We start from the raw sequence: 19,154 nt of genomic DNA, 5'->3' as shown, positions 1-19,154 counted from the left end.
CGTCAAGCCTGCCGTGCGTTCGCGCACGGCAGGCGCGGCCGGCATCTTCGGTCGTGACGACGGCGCCATGCACACGCCCGTCTATCATGCGCGCTGGTCGTCACAGGGAATGTCCCATGCTGCGCTATGCATTCGCGCTGCGTCGCCATCCGTCCGCGCTGCTGCTCGGCGTGCAGTTGCTGGGCGTGCTGCTGTATCCCTGGATGGAGGACACGGCCGCCGGTCGCGCGTTGTTCGGCGCGTTCGGCATCGTGGTGCTGGCGCTGGCGTTGTGGGTGGTCAACCGCGGACCCTCGGCGCTGTGGATCGCCTGTTGCCTGGCGCTGCCGTCGGTGGCGCTGTCGATCGCCGCGGCGCTGCTCGGCAATCCGGCGATGACCGCGTGGGCGCAGTTGCTGGAAAGCCTGCTGTACTTCTATACCGCCGGCAGCCTGATCGCCTACATGCTGCAGGACCATGTGGTCACCCGGGACGAACTGTATGCCGCCGGTGCCACCTTCACCCTGCTGGCCTGGGCCTTCGCGTTCGTCTTCGCGGTGTGCCAGCAATGGTGGCCGGGCAGCTTTACCGCCGCCGTGGACGCGTCCTCGCCGCGGACCTGGATGGAATTGCTGTACTTGAGCTTCAGCGTGCTCTCCGGCGTGGGCCTGAGCGACGTGGTGCCCGTGCAGCCGTTCGCGCGGGCGTTGGTGATGCTCGAACAGTTCGCAGGGGTGATGTATATCGCCCTGGTGGTGTCGCGGCTGATTGGACTCAGCGTCACACGTCACATGAAGGCGTGAACGTGGAAAAAAAAAGCGCGCCCAGAGGGGGCGCGCAGTCATGGAGCGATTATGTGAATTTCGTCGGCGGAGAGAGAGCCTGAATGCGTCGTCGCAGCTTGCGACGGCGATGACTAGGGTAGAATTCGGTGACATGCAGTGCTTGGCGGCATCCGCTGCCTTGCTTTGCTGAGTTTGCTCGTTGGCTCTCGCTGCGAGACTTCCGTGGCTGCGTCGCCGCCGCATCTGCGACACTTCCGCCACGGCGTTTTTTTCGTTGTCCAACATGTCGTTTCCATCGTCCGCCACACCGACGCTTCCGCAACGGATGCAGGTCGGCGATTGCCTGGTGCTGCTGTCGTTGCGCGAGGTGCACGCGCCGCGCGCGCGCCGGCCGCAGCGGCTGACGCCGAAGGCGATGGGCGTGTTGCGGGTGTTGCTGGCGCAACCGGGCCAGGTGGTGGAACGCGAGGCGCTGTTGGCGCAGGTGTGGCCGGACACGCAGCCGACCAACGACGTGGTGACCCAGGCCATCACCCAGTTGCGCAAGGCCTTCGCCGCCGGCGTGCGTGGCGAGTCGCCGGTGTACATCGAGACCCTGGCCAAGACCGGCTACCGTCTGGTGGCGCCGGTACAGGCCTTGCCCGAGGTCGAGGCCGAGGCTTCGACATCGGCTCCGTCGCTGGACACGGACCACGCCGATGAGACGGCGGCCCCCGTTTCCCCCGCGAGCGCCATCGCTCCTGCGGCGCGGCGGCGTCCGCCGTCATGGCTCGCCGCTGCGGCGGGCGCGGCGGCGATGCTGGTGCTGGCGCTGGCCTTCTGGTGGTGGTTCGCGCGCCCCGCGGCCGAGCCTGCCGACAGCGCCGAGCAGGAGCGCGTGCTGGGCAGCCCCGGCCGGCCGTATCGGCTGATCACCGCCCTGTCCGGATTCAAGCTGGAGCCGGCGCTGTCAGCGGATGGTGCGCAGGTGGCGTATGCCGCACGCAGCACCGGCAGCGACGGCACGCAGTTGCTCATCCAGCCGACCAGCGGCGCCACCGGCAGTACCCCCCCGCGCTCGCTCGGGGTGCCGGCCCGCGGCGCGTCCGACCGCCTGCCCGCCTGGTCGCCCGATGGCAAGCAGATCGCCTTCGCCCGGTTGGGGGCGGACCGGCAGTGCCGGGTCATGCTGGTCCCGGCCGACGGTCGTGCACCCGCGCGCGAGGTCGCGCGCTGCGACGACAGCGAATTGCTCAGCTTCGACTGGACGCCGGATGGCCGCGGCCTGATCTTCGGCAGCCTGGGCGGCCGCCAGGCGGCACGTGGCATCCGCGTGCTGGACCTGGGCAGCGGACATTGGACGGCGCTGGACTATCCGGTGGGCGCCGGGGATTTCGATTACGCGCCGCGCTACTCGCCGGACGGCAAATGGATCGCCTTCGTGCGCAATCCACAGATGGGTGGGTTGTGGCGGGTGCCGGCCGGCGGCGGTATCGCCGAGCCGCTGACCCATGAGTTCGCCGAGATCCGCGGCTGGGACTGGGCGCGCGACGGGCAGGGCATCGTGTTCGGGCGCCGCGTCGATGGCGAGACCCGGCTGTACCGGCTGGACACCCGGACCCGGCGCCTGCGCGACCTGGGCCTGAGCGATGCGCAGGCGCCGCGACTTGCCCGCGATGGCGGCAGCCTGGCGTTCGTGCACCGGCGTCCGCAGTTCGCGGTGTACCGCATCCCGGCGCGGGCGACGGACGCGGCGCGCGACCGCCAGCGGCTGTTCGCCTCCACCGGCCGCGACGGGCAGCCGAGCATCGCGCCCGACGGGCGCCAACTCGCCTTCACCTCCGATCGCGACGGCAGCTACGCGCTGTGGTGGGGCGACGTGACCCAGCCGACCTCGTTGCGGCTGATCGAGGGCGTGCGGCCGGAGACCCGGCAGCCGCTGGCGTGGTCGGCCGACAGCCAGGCGCTGCTGGTCAGCGGCCGCGACGCGCAGGGGCACTCGGCGATCTACGAGGTCCGGCCGCAGTCCGGTAGCGTGGCGGCCCTGCCGGTGCCGGCCGGCGAGCCGCTGCAGGCGGTGTACACCGCCGAACCCGGGCAATTGCTGGTGCTGTTGGGCGAGAACGGCCGCACCCGCCTGCAGCTGTACGACCGGCGTGCGATGCCTTGGCGGCCCTTGGCCACCTTGCCGGACGTGTCGCAGATCCGCATCGATCCTGCCAACGGGCAGATCCTGTTCACCCGGCTCGCGCGCAGCGGCCTGTGGCGCGCCGATGCCAGTCTGGATCTGGCCAGCGTGCGGGCCGTGGACGACGGCCTGCCCTCGCTGTGGCGCTATCGCAGTTGGGCGGTGGGCGCCGATGGGGCGGTGCATTACCTGTTCCAGACCAGCGAATGCGCCAGCCGCATGGCGCGGATCGCCGGGGGCCGCGATGCCAGCGTGTGCCTGGACCGCGATCACTTCAGTGCGATCAACGGTTTCAGCATCGACCCGCGCAGCGGCGACGCATATGTGGCACTGGCGGTCGAGGATGGCAGCGAGATCGGCTTCATCCGCATGCACGAGCAGCCCGAGTGGTTCTCGACGATCTCGCACAACTGGTTGATCCGAAAAGAAAAATAAGCTTCGTAAGTTGTTCGTAAGGGCATCGTGGCGATTTCGGACAACTATCGCCAAGACGTCCTGACCTGCCGCCACATTCGGCAAAGACTGCGCACCGGTTTACGTCAAACGGGTGCTCGGATGCGGCAATCTTTCCTGGTCGATCATGGACAACAACTGGTGCTGGACGCCGACGACGCGCCGGCCGGACCGGCCTGCCTGGGCGCGGCGCGCCTGGCCAGCGTGCAGGCGTCGGCGAGTGCCTTCACGGTCTGGCTGCAGTTGCGCGGCAGCGCCTGGATCGAGGCCAAGGAGGGGCGCTTCGCCCTGCGCCGCGGCCAGTGGCTGGCCTTCGAACGCGACTCGCGGCCGCTGCTGCAGACCGACCGCGACGGCCTGTGCATCGGCCTGAGCCTGGACGGCGAGGCGCTGAAGGCGCTGGGGCGGATGGCCGACGAGACCTTGTATGCGGGGCGCGGCGAGTTGTCGCTGTGCGAGACGCGTACTGCCTTGCGGCTGTGGCGGCAGGCCGCGGCCAGGCCTGGCGATGCGTTGGCGATGCGACCGGTGCTGCTGCACCTGGCCTCCATGCAGGGCGAGTTGTCGCGCCGCGTGCAGCGCTGCCCGGGGCGCTCGCGGATGCGCAAGCGCCAGGTGTTCGGGCGCATGCAGCGTGCGCGGCTGTACCTGGACGGCCATCGCGACCGCGTGGTGCGGATCAGCGAACTGGCGGAGCTGACCAACTTCTCCGGCTGGTACCTGTCCAAGACGTTCCAGACCCTGTACGAGGAAAGCCCGCAGGCGCTGTCGGCGCGCCTGCGCCTGGAACGTGCGGCGGACCTGCTGCGCGACACCACGATGATGATCGGCGAGGTGGCCGCCGCCAGCGGATTCGACAACTGCTGCAGCTTCGCGCGGGCGTTCCGTGCGCGTTTCGGGGTCTCCGCCTCGCAATATCGCCATGGCGGTCCCGTGTCGCCAGAATCGGCAAAGTCTGCAAGCGGCAGCGGCAAAGCAGCCGCGCTCACCGGAACGTAACGTGCCGAGGGCGTCTTAACACGCCCCTAACGTTACCCTGGAGAGATTGATGAACCTTCGCACTCCCGCAGTGCGGCTGGGCTTGCTGCCCGCCAGCATCGCGATCGCGTTGACGCCGGCGATTGCCGGCGCGCAAGAAGCCGCCGCCTCGTCCACCACCACGCTGGACCGGATCGAAATCACCGGTTCGCGCATCCGCAGCGCCGACGTCGAAACCCAGCAGCCGATCCTGACCCTGGACCGCCAGGCGCTGGAGCGCCAGGGCTACACCTCGGTCGCCGACGTGCTGCAGAACCTGACCTCGGCCGGTTCCCCGGCCATCTCGCGCGCCGACGCGCTGGCGTCCGGCGAAAACGTCGGCGGCTACTACGTCGACCTGCGCAACCTCGGTGCCGAGCGCACCCTGGTGCTGCTGAACGGCAAGCGCCTGGGCGCCACCACCTCGGGCCTGCAGGACCTGAGCCAGGTGCCGATGGCGGCCATCGAGCGCATCGAAGTGCTGAAGGACGGCGCCTCGTCGATCTACGGTTCCGACGCCATCGCTGGCGTGGTCAACATCATCACCCGCAAGCGCTTCGACGGCGCCGAGGTTTCCGCGGAGTTCGGCCAGTTCGGCGAAGGCGACGGCAAGACCTCGCAGTACTCCTTCACCATCGGCACCCAGGGCGAGCGCGGTGGCGTGGCGCTGACCGCCGAGTACTCCAAGCAGGATCCGGTGTTCGCCAAGAACCGTTGGTTCAGCCGCGACGGCAGCCGTGGTCCGAACTCCACCCCGAGCGGCTGGAGCCCGATCAGCCAGAACGGCAGCTGGTGCAACCCGCTGACCGTGGATTGCTCGGATCCGGAAGTCGCGGTGTGGCAAACCCTGAACCAGGGCGGCAACCCCAACAACCCGGCCGACTACCATCCGCTGACCCCGGCCGAGTACGCCAACTCCAACCAGCAGATGATGGTGCAGACCGGCGTCGAGCGTAAGTCGGTGTTCGCCAACGCCAACTACGACCTGACCGATTCCATCGTCTTCAACGCCGACGTGCTCTACAACGAGCGCATCACCGATCAGCAGATCGCGGGCTACCCATACGACTCCGCCAGGTTCGGCACCCCGCTGGCCGGCGACAGCGCGTTCAACCCGATCGGCCAGGACGTCGACTTCCGCCGCCGCCTGTGGGAAGTGCCGCGCACCACCGAAAGCAAGCTGAAGACCACACGCTTCGCGCCGACCATCAGCGGCTCCTTCGAGTTCGCCGACAAGACCTGGGACTGGGACGTGGGTGCGCTGTGGAACCGCAACGAGAGCACCAAGACCGGTCACGGCGACATGAGCCTGATCGCCTCGCGGCAGGCGCTGGGTTCGTCCTTCATCAACGCCAACGGCGTCGCCCAGTGCGGCACCGCCGCCGCGCCGGTGCCGCTCAGCGCCTGCCGCCCGTGGAACCCGCTGCTGCCGTACGGTGTGGCCGGCCCGGGTTCGCTGGCCGATGCCGACACCCAGACCTTCCTGTTCCCCGACTTCACCGATACCGGCCTGACCAAGACCACCAGCTACACCGCCAACCTGAGCGGCACCCTGGCGACGCTGCCGGCAGGCGACCTCGGCATCGCGGTCGGCTACGAGCACCGCAAGGAAGAAGGCCGTTTCTCGCCGGATGCCTTCGCGCAGTCGGGTGAAAGCACCGGCCTGGGTGCCAAGACCACCGCCGGCAACTACGATCTGGACGAGTTCTACCTCGAGTTGAACGTGCCGATCCTGGCCGACATGGCGTTCGCCAAGCAACTGACCCTGAACCTGGCCAGCCGCTATTCGGACTACAGCAACTTCGGCGACACGGTGAACTCCAAGTTCGGCTTCACCTGGAAGCCGATCGACGAGTTGCTGGTCCGCGGCACCTATGCCGAGGGCTTCCGCGCCCCGACGATCAGCGATCTGTACGGCGGCCTGAACAGCAGCTTCGAGTCGTACATCGATCCGTGCGGCGTGGGCGCGCCGAACAGCGTCAACGGCAATGCGGCGTGTTCCGCGGCCGGCGTGCCGGTCGGCTACACCCAGCTGGGCCAGGGCTACGTACCGTGTTCGACCCTCCCTTGCCAGACCCCGGACGAGTTCATCAGCGGCTCCAACCCGAACCTGAAGCCGGAAACCTCCACCAGCAAGACCGCCGGTCTGGTGTGGAGCCCGCGCTGGGTGCAGGGTCTGGACATCTCGCTGGATTGGTACCGCTACGAGATCAAGGACATGATCATCGCCGATAGCGTGGACCGCATCCTGCGCGACTGCTACGTGCTGGGCAATGCCGAGCGCTGCGCCGGCGTGACCCGCGCCGCCGACGGCCACATCTCGGCGATGACCTACGGCGTGGCCAACCTCGGCCAGATGGAGACCGAGGGCTACGATCTGGGCATCCGCTACCGTCTGCCGGAAATGGCGTTCGGCAAGATCATGATCGACTGGCAGACCAGCTACGTCAGCAAGTACGACGAAGCCGGTCAGAATCAGGCGGGCGACAGCATCACCATCGGCAGCGTCGGAACCCCGGGCATCTTCCGCGTGCGTTCCAACCTGGGCGTGAACTGGACGCTGGGCGACTTCGGTGTGAACTACACCCTGCGCTACTACTCCGGCATGAAGGAAAAGTGCATCTCGCGCGCCGCTGACTACTGCGATGCGCCGGACCACTTCGCCAATGGAGAGACCGACCCGCTGCGTCACACCGGTGCCAATACCTTCCACGATCTGCAGGTCAACTGGAAGGCGCCATGGGACGCGACGATCGCCATCGGTGCGAACAACGTGTTCGACCACCGCGGTCCGCTGATGTACTCGGCCCCGGACAGCAGCTTCGCCTACTACGGCGGCTTCGACATCGGTCGCTACGTGTACATGAAGTACACCCAGCGATTCTGATTCGATTGAACTAGCACATGGCGGGCCAAGGCCCGCCATGTTTTTTCTTGAAAAGGATTTTATTGTGATTAGATATTTTCTGATTGGCGTGGTTGCTGTTGGTACTGGAACTTTCTACGGCTCTTCGGCCGAAGCTGCTGCGATTCGATGTGAAAGCTGTCAGGATGACGGCGATTTTCGCGCGGAGGCCGTAAATCGCGGCACGGGTACGCACATTGTTTATAGCGTGAGTGGAAACAAGATCCAGCAGTGGTACGTGGGATCTGGTGGCGGCGGCGGTGGTGTTCCACTCCGCACGACAGTTGCGGCGAATCCGGTTGTTCGTAAACAGACACCGCCGCCGGGTGCCTCTGAGGAAGTGAGGCGTGCTCACGAGCTTTATGTTAGTGGTGGTGGAACGATACGCCCTACTTACAATGTTCCGGTCAGCATGCTCGGACTCAATCCTGATGCTGCTGGAAAGACCGCATACGAATTCGTTCGGGACGCCAATCTGAGGGCGATGATCGAATCGGCGACCGGCAATGTAAACGTCATATCCTCGGTTGTTGGCGCCAATGTGCTTACCGCAATGACTGACTTGTTGCAGTTGGCATCCAACTACACCGGTCTGCGTGATCAGGCGAGGATAATGTACAAGGTGGTTTTCAAGGATGGGTCTTATGTGACAATCATTGTCAATCTTGAAAATCAGAACGGGAATACGGAGCCTGGTAGCGCGCGCACCGGTGCTGGGCAGCTTATTCCCAGCGATATTCAGGAAGTTCAGGGGGAATGGACGGATTATGGTGGTGAAAATTTGAACCGCATGGCTGAACACATGCAGAATCTGGGTGCGACGATCAAGGTCGTCGGATCACAAGGCGGCTCGGTTCGTGCAATTAGCTGCAGTGGGTCCGGCGTGCAGCAAGTTTGCCTCGTTCAATATAGAACGCAATAAATGTTGTCTTCTATAAAAAGGACGGGCCTTTGGGCCCGTCTCTTTTTATTTTATTTTGCGCGACAGTCAAGTTCTTCGTGCATCAACTGAGGCTTTCTAAGCCGAAGTCAGCCCCATCAGGTTTTCGGCCTGCTCGCGCCAGGTCGGCAGCTTGCCGAGCATGCCGGTCTTGGACAGGTATTCCTCGTCCACCTCCGAGCCGCTGGCCAGGGCCATCGCCACGTGCACCGCGCCGGTGACCCAGAAACTGCGGGTGCTGGAGCGCTGCGGCTGGCGGTGGAAGGCCACCGCCTCGATGATCGGCATCGGCAGGCCCCACAGGCCGAGCAGGTAGGCGCCGGCCTCGGCGTGGCCCGGCCGGGCATCGTCGGCATCGACGGGCGGCTCGCGCTCGTCGCGCACGCCCGGCAGCAACAGGCCGATGTCGGCCAGCAGCGCCGCGGTCGAGCCCAGTTCGACGCTGGAGGCCGGCAGCATCTTCGCGGCCAGCTTGGAGGCCAGCAGCGAGCGCTGCTGCAGCGCGTTGCGCTCGGCGTTGGACAGCGCCTGCACCGAGAACACTTCGCTGGCCAGGACCAGGTCGCGCAAGGTGGCGGTGCCCAGGCGGGTCACGGCGGTGCGCAGGTCGGAAATGGTGCGGCCGTTGGAGAAGAACGCCGAGTTGCACAGTTGCAGCACCTTGGCCGCGATCGCCGGGTCGGCCGAGACCAGCTTGGCCAGGTCGGCGGCGTTGCTGCCTTCGTCCTGCTCCAGCGCGTGCATCAGGCTCAGGTACAGATGCGGCGGCGAAGGCAGCTTCTCAATGCGGCCGATGCTGGCGCGCAGGCGCGGGTTGCCCAGCAGTTCCTGCAGTTCTTCCAGGCTGGTGACCGCCTCCAGCAGCATCTCCGGGGACAGCGGCAGCGGCAGGAAGCGGTGCGCCACGCCGATGATCCGCGCCGGCGGCGCGCGATTGCTCTGCTCGGCCTCGATCAGCGCGATGCGGATGGTTTCCGGGCTCAGCGTGCGGATCTGGCCGAGCAGGGTGGCGGTGGTCAGGTCCGGCAGCGTCGGCGCGGCGATCACCGCATCCAGGCGCACGGTGGCTGCCGCGGCGATCGCGGCATTGCCGTCGGCGACGCTCTGGACCTGCCAGTCGTCGCCCAGATCGCGAATGTATTCAGTGACTTCGGACGGAAGGCTGGCTTCGTCGCCGACGAACAGGATGCGCAAGAGACTGTCCCCCAAGAAGAGCCGGATCGCGGACGGACCAGGCTCGGTGATGCCATGACGCAATGTACCGCAAACCCCGAAGCGCGGCGCCCCGGCAACGGCAAAACGTGAAACGGATCAGCCACGGCGGGGCAGGCGCCCCGCCAAGGCGGCACGGCTCAGGCGCCGGCTTCGTAACGGGTCACGGACTCGCGCAGGATGCGCTTGGCTTCCTCGGCGTTGCCCCAGCCGTCGAGCTTGACCCACTTGCCCTTCTCCAGGTCCTTGTAGTGCTCGAAGAAGTGACCGATGCGCTCCATCCAGTGGCCGGACACCTGGGTGATGTCCTCGATGTGCGCGTAGCCCTGGAACACCTTGGCCACCGGCACCGCCAGGATCTTCTCGTCGCTGCCGGCCTCGTCGCTCATCTTCAGCACGCCGACCGGACGGCAGCGCACCACGCAGCCGGGCACCAGCGGCAGCGGCAGCACCACCAGCACGTCGGCCGGGTCGCCGTCGCCGCACAGGGTGTTGGGCACGTAGCCGTAGTTGCAGGGGTAGCGCATCGGGGTGGAGAGGATGCGGTCGACGAAGATCGCGCCGCTGGCCTTGTCCACTTCGTACTTGACCGGCTCGGAATCCTTGGGGATTTCGATGACGACGTTGATTTCTTCCGGCAGGTTCTTGCCGGAGGTGACCAGTTCCAGACCCATGCGCTAGCTCCAGTGGAGTGGCTTCTAAAGAGGCAGGCATTCTAGTCGGTTGGCTGTTGCAATGCAGCGCACGGCGAATCGGAGGATTCCTACAGCGGTTTCGGACTCCATACCGGTCCGCATGGGGCGCATTCCGATGGTGCGGGTCCCCGGTGGCGGCGACCCTGTGGCCACTGTCCCCCGTCAAGGAGCAAGACGATGAACGGAATCCGGCGATCTATGTGGCCGCTGCTGGCGGTGCTGGTCCTGGCCTGCGGCGCTGCGCAGGCGCAGCAGGCGGCGCCGACGTATGTGGATGCGATGGACTACCCGGCGCCCGGCGAAGGCTGGGAGGCGTTCGCCGACCTGGAGCGACGGCTGGCGCACGACTTCGACCAGCTCTGCGGCGACACCTTCTGCGAAGGCGACTACAGCGACTATCGGCCGCTGCGCTATCGCTGTTCGGTGCGCCAGCGCGACGGGGTGATCGGCGAGTGCCTCTGGAGCTTCGCCGCCAGCGAGGCCAGTATCGACCCCGACACCGGCCGGGTCGTGGTCGATGCGCGGCTGTGGCATTGCCCCACGCCGTTGCAGCCGCAGACCCGGTTGCACGCGCTGTACGCGGCGCTGTCGGGCGAGCGCCCGCTGCTCGCGCCGCTGCCGCGCAGCGAGCGCAGCATCAACGACGGGCTGATCGACTGCCTGTAGCCACGCGGCGCATGCGCAGCGGGCGTCGGCATGCCGCCGGCGCCCGCTGTCCCTGCGGCTACAGCAGCGGCACCAGCAGCAGCGCCACGATGTTGATGATCTTGATCAGCGGATTGATCGCCGGACCGGCGGTGTCCTTGTACGGGTCGCCAACCGTGTCGCCGGTCACCGCGGCCTTGTGCGCCTCGCTGCCCTTGCCGCCGAAATGGCCGTCCTCGATGTACTTCTTGGCGTTGTCCCAGGCGCCGCCGCCAGTGGTCATGGAAATGGCCACGAACAGGCCGGTGACGATGGTGCCGATCAGCAGGCCGCCGAGCGCGCGCGGGCCCAGCAACAGACCGACCACGATCGGCACCGCCACCGGCAGCAGCGAGGGCACGATCATTTCGCGGATCGCCGAGCGGGTCAGCATGTCCACCGCGCGGTCGTACTGCGGCTTGCCGGTGCCCTGCATGATGCCGGCGATCTCGCGGAACTGCCGCCGCACTTCCTCCACCACCGCGCCGGCGGCGCGGCCCACCGCCTCCATCGCCATCGCGCCGAACAGGTAGGGGATCAGGCCGCCGATCAGCAGGCCGATGATCACCGTGTGGTCGGACAGGTCGAAGGCGAAGGTCTCGGTGGGGTGTGCGGCGCGCAGGTTGTGGGTGTAGTCGGCGAACAGCACCAGCGCCGCCAGCGCCGCCGAGCCGATCGCATAGCCCTTGGTCACGGCCTTGGTGGTGTTGCCGACCGCGTCCAGCGGGTCGGTGACCGCGCGCACCTCCGGCGGCAGTTCCGCCATTTCGGCGATGCCGCCCGCGTTGTCGGTGATCGGGCCGTAGGCGTCCAGCGCCACGATCATGCCGGCCATCGACAGCATCGCGGTGGCGGCGATGGCGATGCCGTACAGGCCCGACAGCGCGAACGCGCCCCAGATCGCCGCGCACACCGCGATCACCGGCAGCGCGGTGGATTTCATCGAGATGCCGAGTCCGGCGATGATGTTGGTGCCGTGGCCGGTGGTCGATGCCTGCGCCACGTGCTGCACCGGCTTGTATTGGGTGCCGGTGTAGTACTCGGTGATCCACACGATCAGCCCGGTCAGCGCCAGCCCGATCAGCGCGCAGCCGTAGAGCTTGCCGGCGCCGGCGGCGGTGTCGCCCATCAGTTGCTGGGTCACCGGCCAGAACGCCAGCGCCGCCAGCACCGCCGAGACCACCACGCCCTTGTACAGCGCGCCCATGATCGAACCGCCCGGGCGCACGCGCACGAAGAAGGTGCCGACGATCGAGGCGACGATCGACACGCCGCCCAGCACCAGCGGATACAGCACCGCGTTGCGCCCGGCCTCGGCGGCCATCAGCCCGCCCAGCAGCATCGTGGCGATCACCGTGACCGCGTAGGTCTCGAACAGGTCGGCGGCCATGCCGGCGCAGTCGCCGACGTTGTCGCCGACGTTGTCGGCGATCACCGCCGGGTTGCGCGGGTCGTCCTCGGGGATGCCGGCCTCGACCTTGCCCACCAGGTCCGCGCCGACGTCGGCGCCCTTGGTGAAGATGCCGCCGCCCAGGCGCGCGAAGATCGAGATCAGCGAACTGCCGAAGGCCAGGCCGACCAGCGCATGCAGGCTGTCGCCCACGCTGTGGCCCAGCCACTGCAGCAGGCCGTAGTAGCCGGCCACGCCGATCAGGCCCAGCCCGACCACCAGCATGCCGGTGATCGCGCCGCCGCGGAACGCCACCGCCATCGCCGGGGCCAGCCCGCGCCGCGCCGCCTCGGCGGTGCGCACGTTGGCCCGCACCGACAGGTTCATGCCGATGTAGCCGGCGACGCCGGACAGCACCGCGCCGATCGCGAAGCCGCCGGCGGTATACCAGCTCAGGAACACGCCGACCAGCACCAGCAGCACCGCACCGGCGATGGCGATGGTCAGGTATTGGCGGTTGAGGTAGGCGCGGGCGCCTTCCTGGATCGCATCGGCGATCTGCCGCATGCGTTCGTTGCCGGCGGGTTGCGCCAGGATCCAGCGCGTGGAGACGATGCCGTAGAGCACCGCCAGAGCCGCGCACGCCAGTGCCACGGTGACCGCATATCGTTCCAGCATGACCCCTCCCAAGGATGTGGATGGCGCCCAAGCGTTGGACGTACCGCGGGATCACACCGTAGGAGCTGAAGCATGCAACGACTCCGCGGCCACAACGCGCGCCGCTGGTGCGTATCGCAATGTCATCTGGCCTGGACGTGGACGAGTATGCGCCCGGCTTGGTGATGCCGCCAGCGATCCGGCAGGGCGTCGCAGTTTTGGCGTCCGGTTCAGTCTGCGCATGGCAGCGTGGCGCATCGCTTCCCAGGAGCCCTCCGATGCACACGACGCTTTCCCCAAGGCTGCGCGCACGCGCTTCGATCCTGGCACTCGGCCTGTGCGCGTTGGCGCCACTGGCCGCCGTGGCCGCCGATCCCACCCCGGAGCTGCAGCGCCCGGCCAGCGCGCCGCAGGCGGTCGGGGTGGTGCACACGATCCGCCAGATCCCCGAGGTCTGCGTGCGCTTCGAGGGCGAATACACCGGCGATGCGGCGCAGCCCTACCGCTTCTCCGCGGTGCGCAGCAGCCCCACCTGCCAGCCGCGCGCCAAGCTGGTCGAGTTCGACCAGGCCAAGCCCAGCGAGGCCAGCGGCTGGAAGTTCAACGACCTGATCCGCGTGCCCAGCGCCGCCTGTCCGTCGCAGCAGGCGGTGGTGCGGGTGTGGCGCAAGCCGGTCGCACTGAACACCGAGCGCGATGGCCAGGGCCAGTCGCGCATCTATCTCGAAGAGGCCAAGCAGCAGGCGGCCGCCGGCAAGGTCCCGCAGGTGCCGCAGTTCACCGCGCAGATGACCGTGGAGGGCAAGGCCTGCCGCTGAGTGTGCGGCTTGGATGACAGCCTCGCCCGTGTCGCCTGGGGCGCGGCACGGGCCGCAGGTGCGCACGACGGTGACGGACCTGCCGTGTCACGCACGCATATGGCACATGCGCGCCATCGGCGCCTGCGCAAACCGGTATGCAGGGACGTGCGCGCGGCGGTGTCTCGCTAATTGGCGGTCGACGATCCGTGGTCTGCGGCCTGCGCGAGGGGCGGCGCCTCACCGGCCGACGTAGTGCCGGAGTGCCGCCGCCATTCGTCGGCGACATCGCCCATGGTCTTGGCGACGCCATTGCGGATCCAGGCCATGAGCGCGCGATCGAACGCGAAGCCGTCGCCGCACATGGCGACGAGGAAGCGGCGCACGTTCTGCGTATTGCGATAGCGTCGATCCACCGGCGTTGCACGCGTGATGGTGTCGCTGTGCCAGTCGAAGCGCATGCGGGTGCTATCGCTGGTTCGGTCTTCGCGCTTGCCGCCGTGCATGTCGGCCTCGTGGATCGTGGGGACGCTGGCGCGCGTGCCGTCGTGCCAGCGCGTATTGAGCGAGTGGGATCTGCCACTCCTCCGTCGCCGCTCTTTCAAGCGTTGGCACCAGGCCCGCAGCGTGCCGCGCACCAGCGTGCGCCGGTCGCGGCACAGGAGCATTCGCCTGCGCTGTCAGCCCTCCCAGGCCGGCAGCTTCTTCTTCACCGCCACGTTCTTCAGCGCCACGTACTTGGGCAGGCCATCCGTGCCGTAGGGCAGCGGCGCCTCGCCGCGGATCAGCGGCTGCAGGTAGCGGCGCGCCTTCTCGGTGATGCCGAAGCCATCCTTGCGCAGGAACCCAGCCGGCATCTTCTTCTCGTGGTTGGCGACCTTGGCCAGCGGCGCGGCCTCGATCTTCCAGCGGTACGGCGCATCGCTGCTGCGCACGATCGCCGGCATCACCGCGTTCATGCCCTTCAGCGCGAACTGCACCGCGGCCTTGCCGACCGCCTGCGCCTGCTCCCAGTCGGTGCGCGAGGCGAGGTGGCGGGCCGAACGCTGCAGGTAGTCGGGCAGGGTCCAATGCACCTTGTAGCCGAGCTCGGCCTTGACCTTGCCGGCCAGGTAGGACGCCACGCCGCCGAGCTGGCTGTGCCCGAACGCATCGGTGCCGCCACCGGCATCGGCGACGAAGCGCCCGTCGGCGGTCTGGATGCCTTCGCTGGCCACCACCACGCACCAGCCGACCCTGTCCACCACCTTGCGCACCTGCGCCAGGAAGGCGGCTTCGTCGTAGGCGCGTTCGGGGAACAGGATGATCTGCGGCGCGTCGTCCGGCGACTGCGCGGCCAGTCCGGCCGCGGCCGCCAGCCAGCCGGCATGGCGGCCCATGGCCTCGTAGACAAATACCTTGGTCGAGGTCTCGGCCATCGCCGCCACGTCCAGCGCCGCCTCGCGCACCGACACCGCGGTGTACTTGGCCGACGAACCGAAGCCCGGGCAGGTGTCGGTGACCGCCAGGTCGTTGTCGATGGTCTTGGGCACGCCGATGCAGTGCAGCGGGTAGCCGAAGGCCTGCGCCAGTTGCGAGACCTTCCACGCGGTGTCGGCCGAATCGTTGCCGCCGTTGTAGAGGAAGTAGCGCACGTCGTGCGCCTGCAGCACCTGCAGCAGGCGCTCGTACTTGGCGCGGTCGGCCTCCAGCGACTTGAGCTTGTAGCGGCACGAGCCGAACGCACCGCCGGGGGTGTGGGCCAGCGCGGCGATGGCCGCCGCCGACTCCTTGGAGGTGTCGATCAGGTCCTCGCGCAGCGCGCCGAGGATGCCGTTGCGCGCGGCCAGCACCTTGACCTTGCGCGCCCGCGCTTCGCCGATGACGGCGGCGGCGCTGGCGTTGATGACGGCGGTGACGCCGCCGGACTGGGCGTACAGCAGGGTGCCTTGGGCCATGGTCGGGGTTCGCTCCTGGGGTGGGGACATTGCCGGGACATTGCCCGGATGCGGTAAGCTGGGGATCTAGCGGTGCAGCGCAGGCGTGGCCCCGAGTCTAACGCCGCCGGCCGCGCACGGTACTTTCCTCGAGGAGTCAGGTTGATGCGATTGGTTCTGTTGGGACCGCCCGGATCGGGCAAGGGCACGCAGGCGGCCCGCCTGAAGGACAAGCTGCAGATCCCGCACATTTCCACCGGCGATCTGCTGCGCGCCGAAGTCGCCGCCGGCACCCCGCTGGGCGTGCAGGCCAAGGAAGTGATGGCGCGCGGCGACCTGGTCTCCGACGACATCCTGCTGGGCATGCTTGAATCGCGCCTGGGCCGCGACGACGTCGCCAACGGTTTCATCCTCGACGGCTACCCGCGCAACCTGGCGCAGGCCTCGGCGCTGGACGACCTGCTGGCCAAGATCGGCCAGCCGCTGGACGCGGTGGTGCAGCTGGATGTGGCCAACGAACTGCTGGTCGAGCGCATCGCCGGCCGCGCCAAGGCCGAAGGCCGCGAGGATGACAACCCCGGGTCGGTGCGCAAGCGCCTGCAGGTCTACACCGATTCGACCGCGCCGGTGATCGGCTTCTACGACAAGCGCGGCACGCTGGCGCGGGTCGATGGCGTCGGCTCGCTGGACGAGGTGCTCGCCCGCATCCTGGCGGCGATCGGCCGCTGAGGCGGCACGCACGCCGGCGCCCGCAACCGGGCGCCGGACATGCAGATGGCGCGGCATCGTGACGATTGCGCGCCTCCCGTTCACGACGCGCAACGCACGCCCGTCCTGTCGGCTTCGGCCGCGACGGGCTTCCCGGTCGCGTGTCGCGGCTGAAGCCGCTCCTGCGACGGTAAGAAGACGCTAAGGACGTGTTGCGCTGCGCTGCGGCACAGCGAGTGATCGGCCGTGGGCGCGCATGCCGCTTGCCATGGGGCCGGGGTCGATAAAGAAGGTGCCAGCGAACGGGCTTGCTCAGGGCCCCACGACATGAGCTCCCTTGGGGATGGTCTCTTGGGGAGTAGAACCACAGGGTGTCGAGGCTGGCCCGTTCATTCTCGGCATTGGCTCCCGACTTGCCTATCGGGAACATTCCTCAGCGGATGTGGGGGATTCCCTACTTGACGGCGCCGCGACACGATTACCCGGGATCGGCCCTGCGGCCCGCCTGCCACGACCAACGGCCGCGCCTGCGCCGGTTTGCGTGCGTCGGGGGATCGGCGACAATCGGACCATGAGCAAGATCCATATTCTCGGCATCGCCGGTACGTTCATGGGCGGTGTCGCCGCGCTGGCGCGCGAACTCGGCCATGCGGTCGAGGGCAGCGACCAGGCGATCTACCCGCCGATGTCCACACAGCTGGAACACCTGGGCATCGCGCTGAAGCAGGGCTACCTGCCCGAGCACATCGCCGCGGACTGCGACCAGGTGATCGTCGGCAACGCGCTGTCGCGCGGCAACGCCGCGGTGGAGGCGGTGCTCGACGCCGGGCGCGCCTACACCTCCGGCGCGCAATGGCTGAGCGAGCAGGTGCTGCCGGGGCGCGACACCCTGGCGGTGGCCGGCACCCACGGCAAGACCACCACCACCAGCATCCTGACCTGGCTGCTGCAGGCGGCCGGGCGCGAACCGGGCTTCCTGATCGGCGGCGTGGCCGAGGACTTCGGCGTGTCCGCGCGGCTGGGGCGTGCGGCGGCCGGACCCTCATCCGGCGCTGCGCGCCACCTTCTCCCGGGGGGAGAAGGGAAGCAGGGGCCGGACCTTGCGGACCGGCCGCTCTTCGTTGTGGAGGCCGACGAGTACGACACCGCGTTCTTCGACAAGCGCAGCAAGTTCGTGCACTACCGGCCGCTGGTGGCGATCCTCAACAACCTCGAGTACGACCACGCCGACATCTTCCCCGACGTCGCCGCGATCCAGCGCCAGTTCCACCATCTGGTGCGGACCGTGCCGCGGCGCGGGCGATTGATCGTCAACGGCGAGGACGCGCACCTGCGCGAGGTGGTGGCGATGGGCTGCTGGACCCCGGTGGAGCGTTTCGGCTTCGATCCCGGCTTCGATTGGAGCGCGCGCCTGATCGCCGCCGATGGCAGCCGCTTCGCGGTGCTGCACCAGGGCCGCGAACTGGGCGAGGTGGACTGGCCGCTGCTCGGCCGCCACAACGTGATGAACGCGCTGGCCGCGCTGGCCGCCGCCCATGCGGTGGGCGTGGCGCCGGCGCAGGTGATGCCGGCGCTGGCACGCTTCCGCAGCGTCAAGCGGCGCCTGGAAGTGCTCGGCCAGGCGCAGGGCATCACCGTGTATGACGACTTCGCCCATCATCCAACCGCCATCCGCACCACCCTGGAAGGTCTGCGCGCCAAGGTCGGCGCGGCGCGCATCGTGGTGGCGATGGAGCCGCGCAGCAATTCGATGCGGCTGGGCGCGCATGCGCCGTCGCTGGCGCCGTCGCTGGACGCCGCCGACGCGGTGGTGTTCCTGCAGCGGCCGGAGTTGGCCTGGGATGCCGGCAAGGTGATCGCCGCGGTGCGCGGCGAGGCCTGCGCGGCGCCCGACGTGGACGCCTTGCTGGCCGCGCTGCAGGCGCAGGCGCGTGCCGGCGACCATGTGGTGTTCATGTCCAACGGCGGCTTCGACGGCGCGCCGCGCCGCTTCCTGGCCGCGCTGCAATGAGCGTTGCCGGGCACGGCGGAGCCGGCACGTGAGCCCGCAGCGGACCACGCTGCCACTGTTCCCGCTGCACGCGGTGCTGCTGCCCGGCGCCTCGATCAAGCTGCGGGTGTTCGAGCGCCGCTACCTGGACCTGGTCCGCGAATGCGGGCGCACCGACAGCGGCTTCGGCGTGTGCCTGATCCTGGACGGCAGCGAGACCGGCGCCCCGGCGGTGCCGGCGGCGTTCGGCACCGAGGCGCGCATCGTCGATTTCGATGTCGGCGCCGATGGCGTGCTGGTGCTGAGCCTGCGCGGCGCGCGGCGTTTCCACGTCTTGCGCAGCCGGGTCCGCGACAACGGCCTGGTGGTCGGCGACGTGGAATGGCGCGAGGCCGATGGCGACGACGAACTGCGTCCGCAGCACGCGCTGTTGGCGACGGTGCTCGACAGCATCCTCGACCAGGCCGCCGCGGTGTACCCGCTGGCCGGTCCGCGCCAGCTCGATCAGGCCGCCTGGGTCGGCTGGCGCATGGCCGAACTGCTGCCGCTGGACGAACGCCAGCGCCTGTCGTTGCTGCAGGAAGACGACCCGCACGCGCGGCTGGATCAGTTGCTGGCCTGGATTCCCTGAGCAAGACCGGCGAGGGCAACTGCGCCGTCCTGGTCCGCATGCGGAACACGGCGGCCGGCATCGGGGCGGCCGAGTGCCACAGCAACCACGATCGCCGCGCGCTGCACTCGCGCAGCGGCCAGGGCGCCGACCTGCGCGCCGGCATTCGGCATTCAGCGCGCCGCTAGCAGGCGCAGGCCACGCTTGGCAGCGATCGGCGGCCGCGCCCGGCTGCCGGCAACGGCATCC

General features: G+C 68.4%; 15 protein-coding genes. 10 read left to right on the top strand and 5 right to left on the bottom strand.

Translation table 11 applies throughout. The annotated features are described in order from the left end of the window. Positions 1 to 116 precede the first annotated feature (116 nt). The 5 genes from PG878_RS15940 (at position 117) to PG878_RS15920 (ending at position 8,228) form a co-directional block, all read left to right on the top strand. Positions 117 to 782: an ion channel gene (locus PG878_RS15940; RefSeq protein WP_209030859.1), complete on the top strand. Its 666-nt coding sequence runs from the start codon at positions 117 to 119 to the stop codon at positions 780 to 782. Between the two features lie 265 nt (positions 783 to 1,047). Further along, entirely contained in the window at positions 1,048 to 3,366 is a 2,319-nt protein-coding gene (locus tag PG878_RS15935; protein ID WP_209030860.1) for a winged helix-turn-helix domain-containing protein, read from the top strand. Positions 3,367 to 3,486: 120 nt separating this feature from the next. Beyond that, on the top strand, positions 3,487 to 4,383 hold the full coding sequence (locus PG878_RS15930) for a helix-turn-helix transcriptional regulator (protein ID WP_209030861.1): 897 nt from the start codon (positions 3,487 to 3,489) through the stop codon (positions 4,381 to 4,383). Positions 4,384 to 4,432: 49 nt separating this feature from the next. After that, the gene (locus tag PG878_RS15925; protein WP_209030862.1) at positions 4,433 to 7,288 is read left to right on the top strand and encodes a TonB-dependent receptor plug domain-containing protein; all 2,856 of its coding nucleotides are present in this window, start codon (positions 4,433 to 4,435) and stop codon (positions 7,286 to 7,288) included. A 37-nt stretch (positions 7,289 to 7,325) separates the two neighbouring features. Then, positions 7,326 to 8,228 carry a hypothetical protein gene (locus tag PG878_RS15920; RefSeq protein ID WP_244663635.1) on the top strand — a complete coding sequence of 301 codons (903 nt, stop codon included), beginning with the start codon at positions 7,326 to 7,328 and terminating at the stop codon, positions 8,226 to 8,228. A 96-nt stretch (positions 8,229 to 8,324) separates the two neighbouring features. Here the strand turns inward: PG878_RS15920 and PG878_RS15915 are convergent, their stop codons facing one another. Further along, entirely contained in the window at positions 8,325 to 9,440 is a 1,116-nt protein-coding gene (locus PG878_RS15915) for an HDOD domain-containing protein (protein ID WP_209030863.1), read from the bottom strand. A gap of 158 nt (positions 9,441 to 9,598) precedes the next feature. Further along, positions 9,599 to 10,132 (bottom strand): inorganic diphosphatase, encoded by a 534-nt coding sequence (gene ppa / locus PG878_RS15910; protein ID WP_010343376.1) that lies wholly within the window; start codon positions 10,130 to 10,132, stop codon positions 9,599 to 9,601. A 219-nt stretch (positions 10,133 to 10,351) separates the two neighbouring features. Between ppa and PG878_RS15905 the strand changes: the two genes are divergently transcribed. After that, entirely contained in the window at positions 10,352 to 10,819 is a 468-nt protein-coding gene (locus PG878_RS15905) for a hypothetical protein (protein WP_209031080.1), read from the top strand. Positions 10,820 to 10,877: 58 nt separating this feature from the next. On the opposite strand, the gene PG878_RS15900 is transcribed toward PG878_RS15905, so the two are convergent. Further along, entirely contained in the window at positions 10,878 to 12,905 is a 2,028-nt protein-coding gene (locus PG878_RS15900) for a sodium-translocating pyrophosphatase (RefSeq protein ID WP_017910504.1), read from the bottom strand. A 257-nt stretch (positions 12,906 to 13,162) separates the two neighbouring features. Here PG878_RS15900 and PG878_RS15895 point away from each other — a divergent pair, with 257 nt between their 5' ends. Continuing rightward, positions 13,163 to 13,702, top strand: a complete 540-nt coding sequence (locus PG878_RS15895; RefSeq protein ID WP_244672573.1) for a hypothetical protein — start codon at positions 13,163 to 13,165, stop codon at positions 13,700 to 13,702. A 167-nt stretch (positions 13,703 to 13,869) separates the two neighbouring features. On the opposite strand, the gene PG878_RS15890 is transcribed toward PG878_RS15895, so the two are convergent. Then, positions 13,870 to 14,349, bottom strand: coding sequence for a DUF6434 domain-containing protein (locus PG878_RS15890; protein WP_244672574.1), 480 nt, complete (start codon positions 14,347 to 14,349; stop codon positions 13,870 to 13,872). Between the two features lie 12 nt (positions 14,350 to 14,361). Further along, a complete protein-coding gene (locus PG878_RS15885; protein ID WP_209030865.1) occupies positions 14,362 to 15,618 on the bottom strand; it encodes a 6-phosphofructokinase in 1,257 nt (418 codons plus the stop codon). 144 nt (positions 15,619 to 15,762) lie between these two features. Here PG878_RS15885 and PG878_RS15880 point away from each other — a divergent pair, with 144 nt between their 5' ends. The 3 genes from PG878_RS15880 to PG878_RS15870 all read left to right on the top strand — a co-directional run bounded on the left by PG878_RS15880 (position 15,763) and on the right by PG878_RS15870 (position 18,926). Beyond that, complete coding sequence (locus tag PG878_RS15880) at positions 15,763 to 16,326, top strand: adenylate kinase (RefSeq protein ID WP_209030866.1); 564 nt, start codon at positions 15,763 to 15,765, stop codon at positions 16,324 to 16,326. A 550-nt stretch (positions 16,327 to 16,876) separates the two neighbouring features. Beyond that, on the top strand, positions 16,877 to 18,316 hold the full coding sequence (mpl, locus tag PG878_RS15875; protein WP_209030868.1) for a UDP-N-acetylmuramate:L-alanyl-gamma-D-glutamyl-meso-diaminopimelate ligase: 1,440 nt from the start codon (positions 16,877 to 16,879) through the stop codon (positions 18,314 to 18,316). 28 nt (positions 18,317 to 18,344) lie between these two features. Next, positions 18,345 to 18,926, top strand: coding sequence for an LON peptidase substrate-binding domain-containing protein (locus tag PG878_RS15870; RefSeq protein ID WP_010343368.1), 582 nt, complete (start codon positions 18,345 to 18,347; stop codon positions 18,924 to 18,926). Positions 18,927 to 19,154 lie beyond the last annotated feature (228 nt).

The sequence above is a fragment of the Xanthomonas hawaiiensis genome (assembly GCF_031834635.1).
In the GTDB taxonomy this organism is placed as follows: domain Bacteria; phylum Pseudomonadota; class Gammaproteobacteria; order Xanthomonadales; family Xanthomonadaceae; genus Xanthomonas_A; species Xanthomonas_A sacchari.
The sequence above is the reverse complement of the archived record's forward strand: the minus strand, read 5'-3'. Positions and strand labels throughout refer to the sequence as shown.

What these genes read in the sequence shown, in the direction of transcription:
- PG878_RS15920 (WP_244663635.1), top strand. Translation starts at nt 7,326, where the DNA reads ATGTTTTTTCTTGAAAAGGATTTTATTGTGATTAGATATTTTCTGATT.
- mpl (WP_209030868.1), top strand. Translation starts at nt 16,877, where the DNA reads ATGAGCAAGATCCATATTCTCGGCATCGCCGGTACGTTCATGGGCGGT.
- PG878_RS15925 (WP_209030862.1), top strand. Translation starts at nt 4,433, where the DNA reads ATGAACCTTCGCACTCCCGCAGTGCGGCTGGGCTTGCTGCCCGCCAGC.
- PG878_RS15930 (WP_209030861.1), top strand. Translation starts at nt 3,487, where the DNA reads ATGCGGCAATCTTTCCTGGTCGATCATGGACAACAACTGGTGCTGGAC.
- ppa (WP_010343376.1), bottom strand. Translation starts at nt 10,132, where the DNA reads ATGGGTCTGGAACTGGTCACCTCCGGCAAGAACCTGCCGGAAGAAATC.
- PG878_RS15900 (WP_017910504.1), bottom strand. Translation starts at nt 12,905, where the DNA reads ATGCTGGAACGATATGCGGTCACCGTGGCACTGGCGTGCGCGGCTCTG.
- PG878_RS15935 (WP_209030860.1), top strand. Translation starts at nt 1,048, where the DNA reads ATGTCGTTTCCATCGTCCGCCACACCGACGCTTCCGCAACGGATGCAG.
- PG878_RS15905 (WP_209031080.1), top strand. Translation starts at nt 10,352, where the DNA reads ATGTGGCCGCTGCTGGCGGTGCTGGTCCTGGCCTGCGGCGCTGCGCAG.
- PG878_RS15940 (WP_209030859.1), top strand. Translation starts at nt 117, where the DNA reads ATGCTGCGCTATGCATTCGCGCTGCGTCGCCATCCGTCCGCGCTGCTG.
- PG878_RS15880 (WP_209030866.1), top strand. Translation starts at nt 15,763, where the DNA reads ATGCGATTGGTTCTGTTGGGACCGCCCGGATCGGGCAAGGGCACGCAG.
- PG878_RS15885 (WP_209030865.1), bottom strand. Translation starts at nt 15,618, where the DNA reads ATGGCCCAAGGCACCCTGCTGTACGCCCAGTCCGGCGGCGTCACCGCC.
- PG878_RS15895 (WP_244672573.1), top strand. Translation starts at nt 13,163, where the DNA reads ATGCACACGACGCTTTCCCCAAGGCTGCGCGCACGCGCTTCGATCCTG.
- PG878_RS15890 (WP_244672574.1), bottom strand. Translation starts at nt 14,349, where the DNA reads ATGCTCCTGTGCCGCGACCGGCGCACGCTGGTGCGCGGCACGCTGCGG.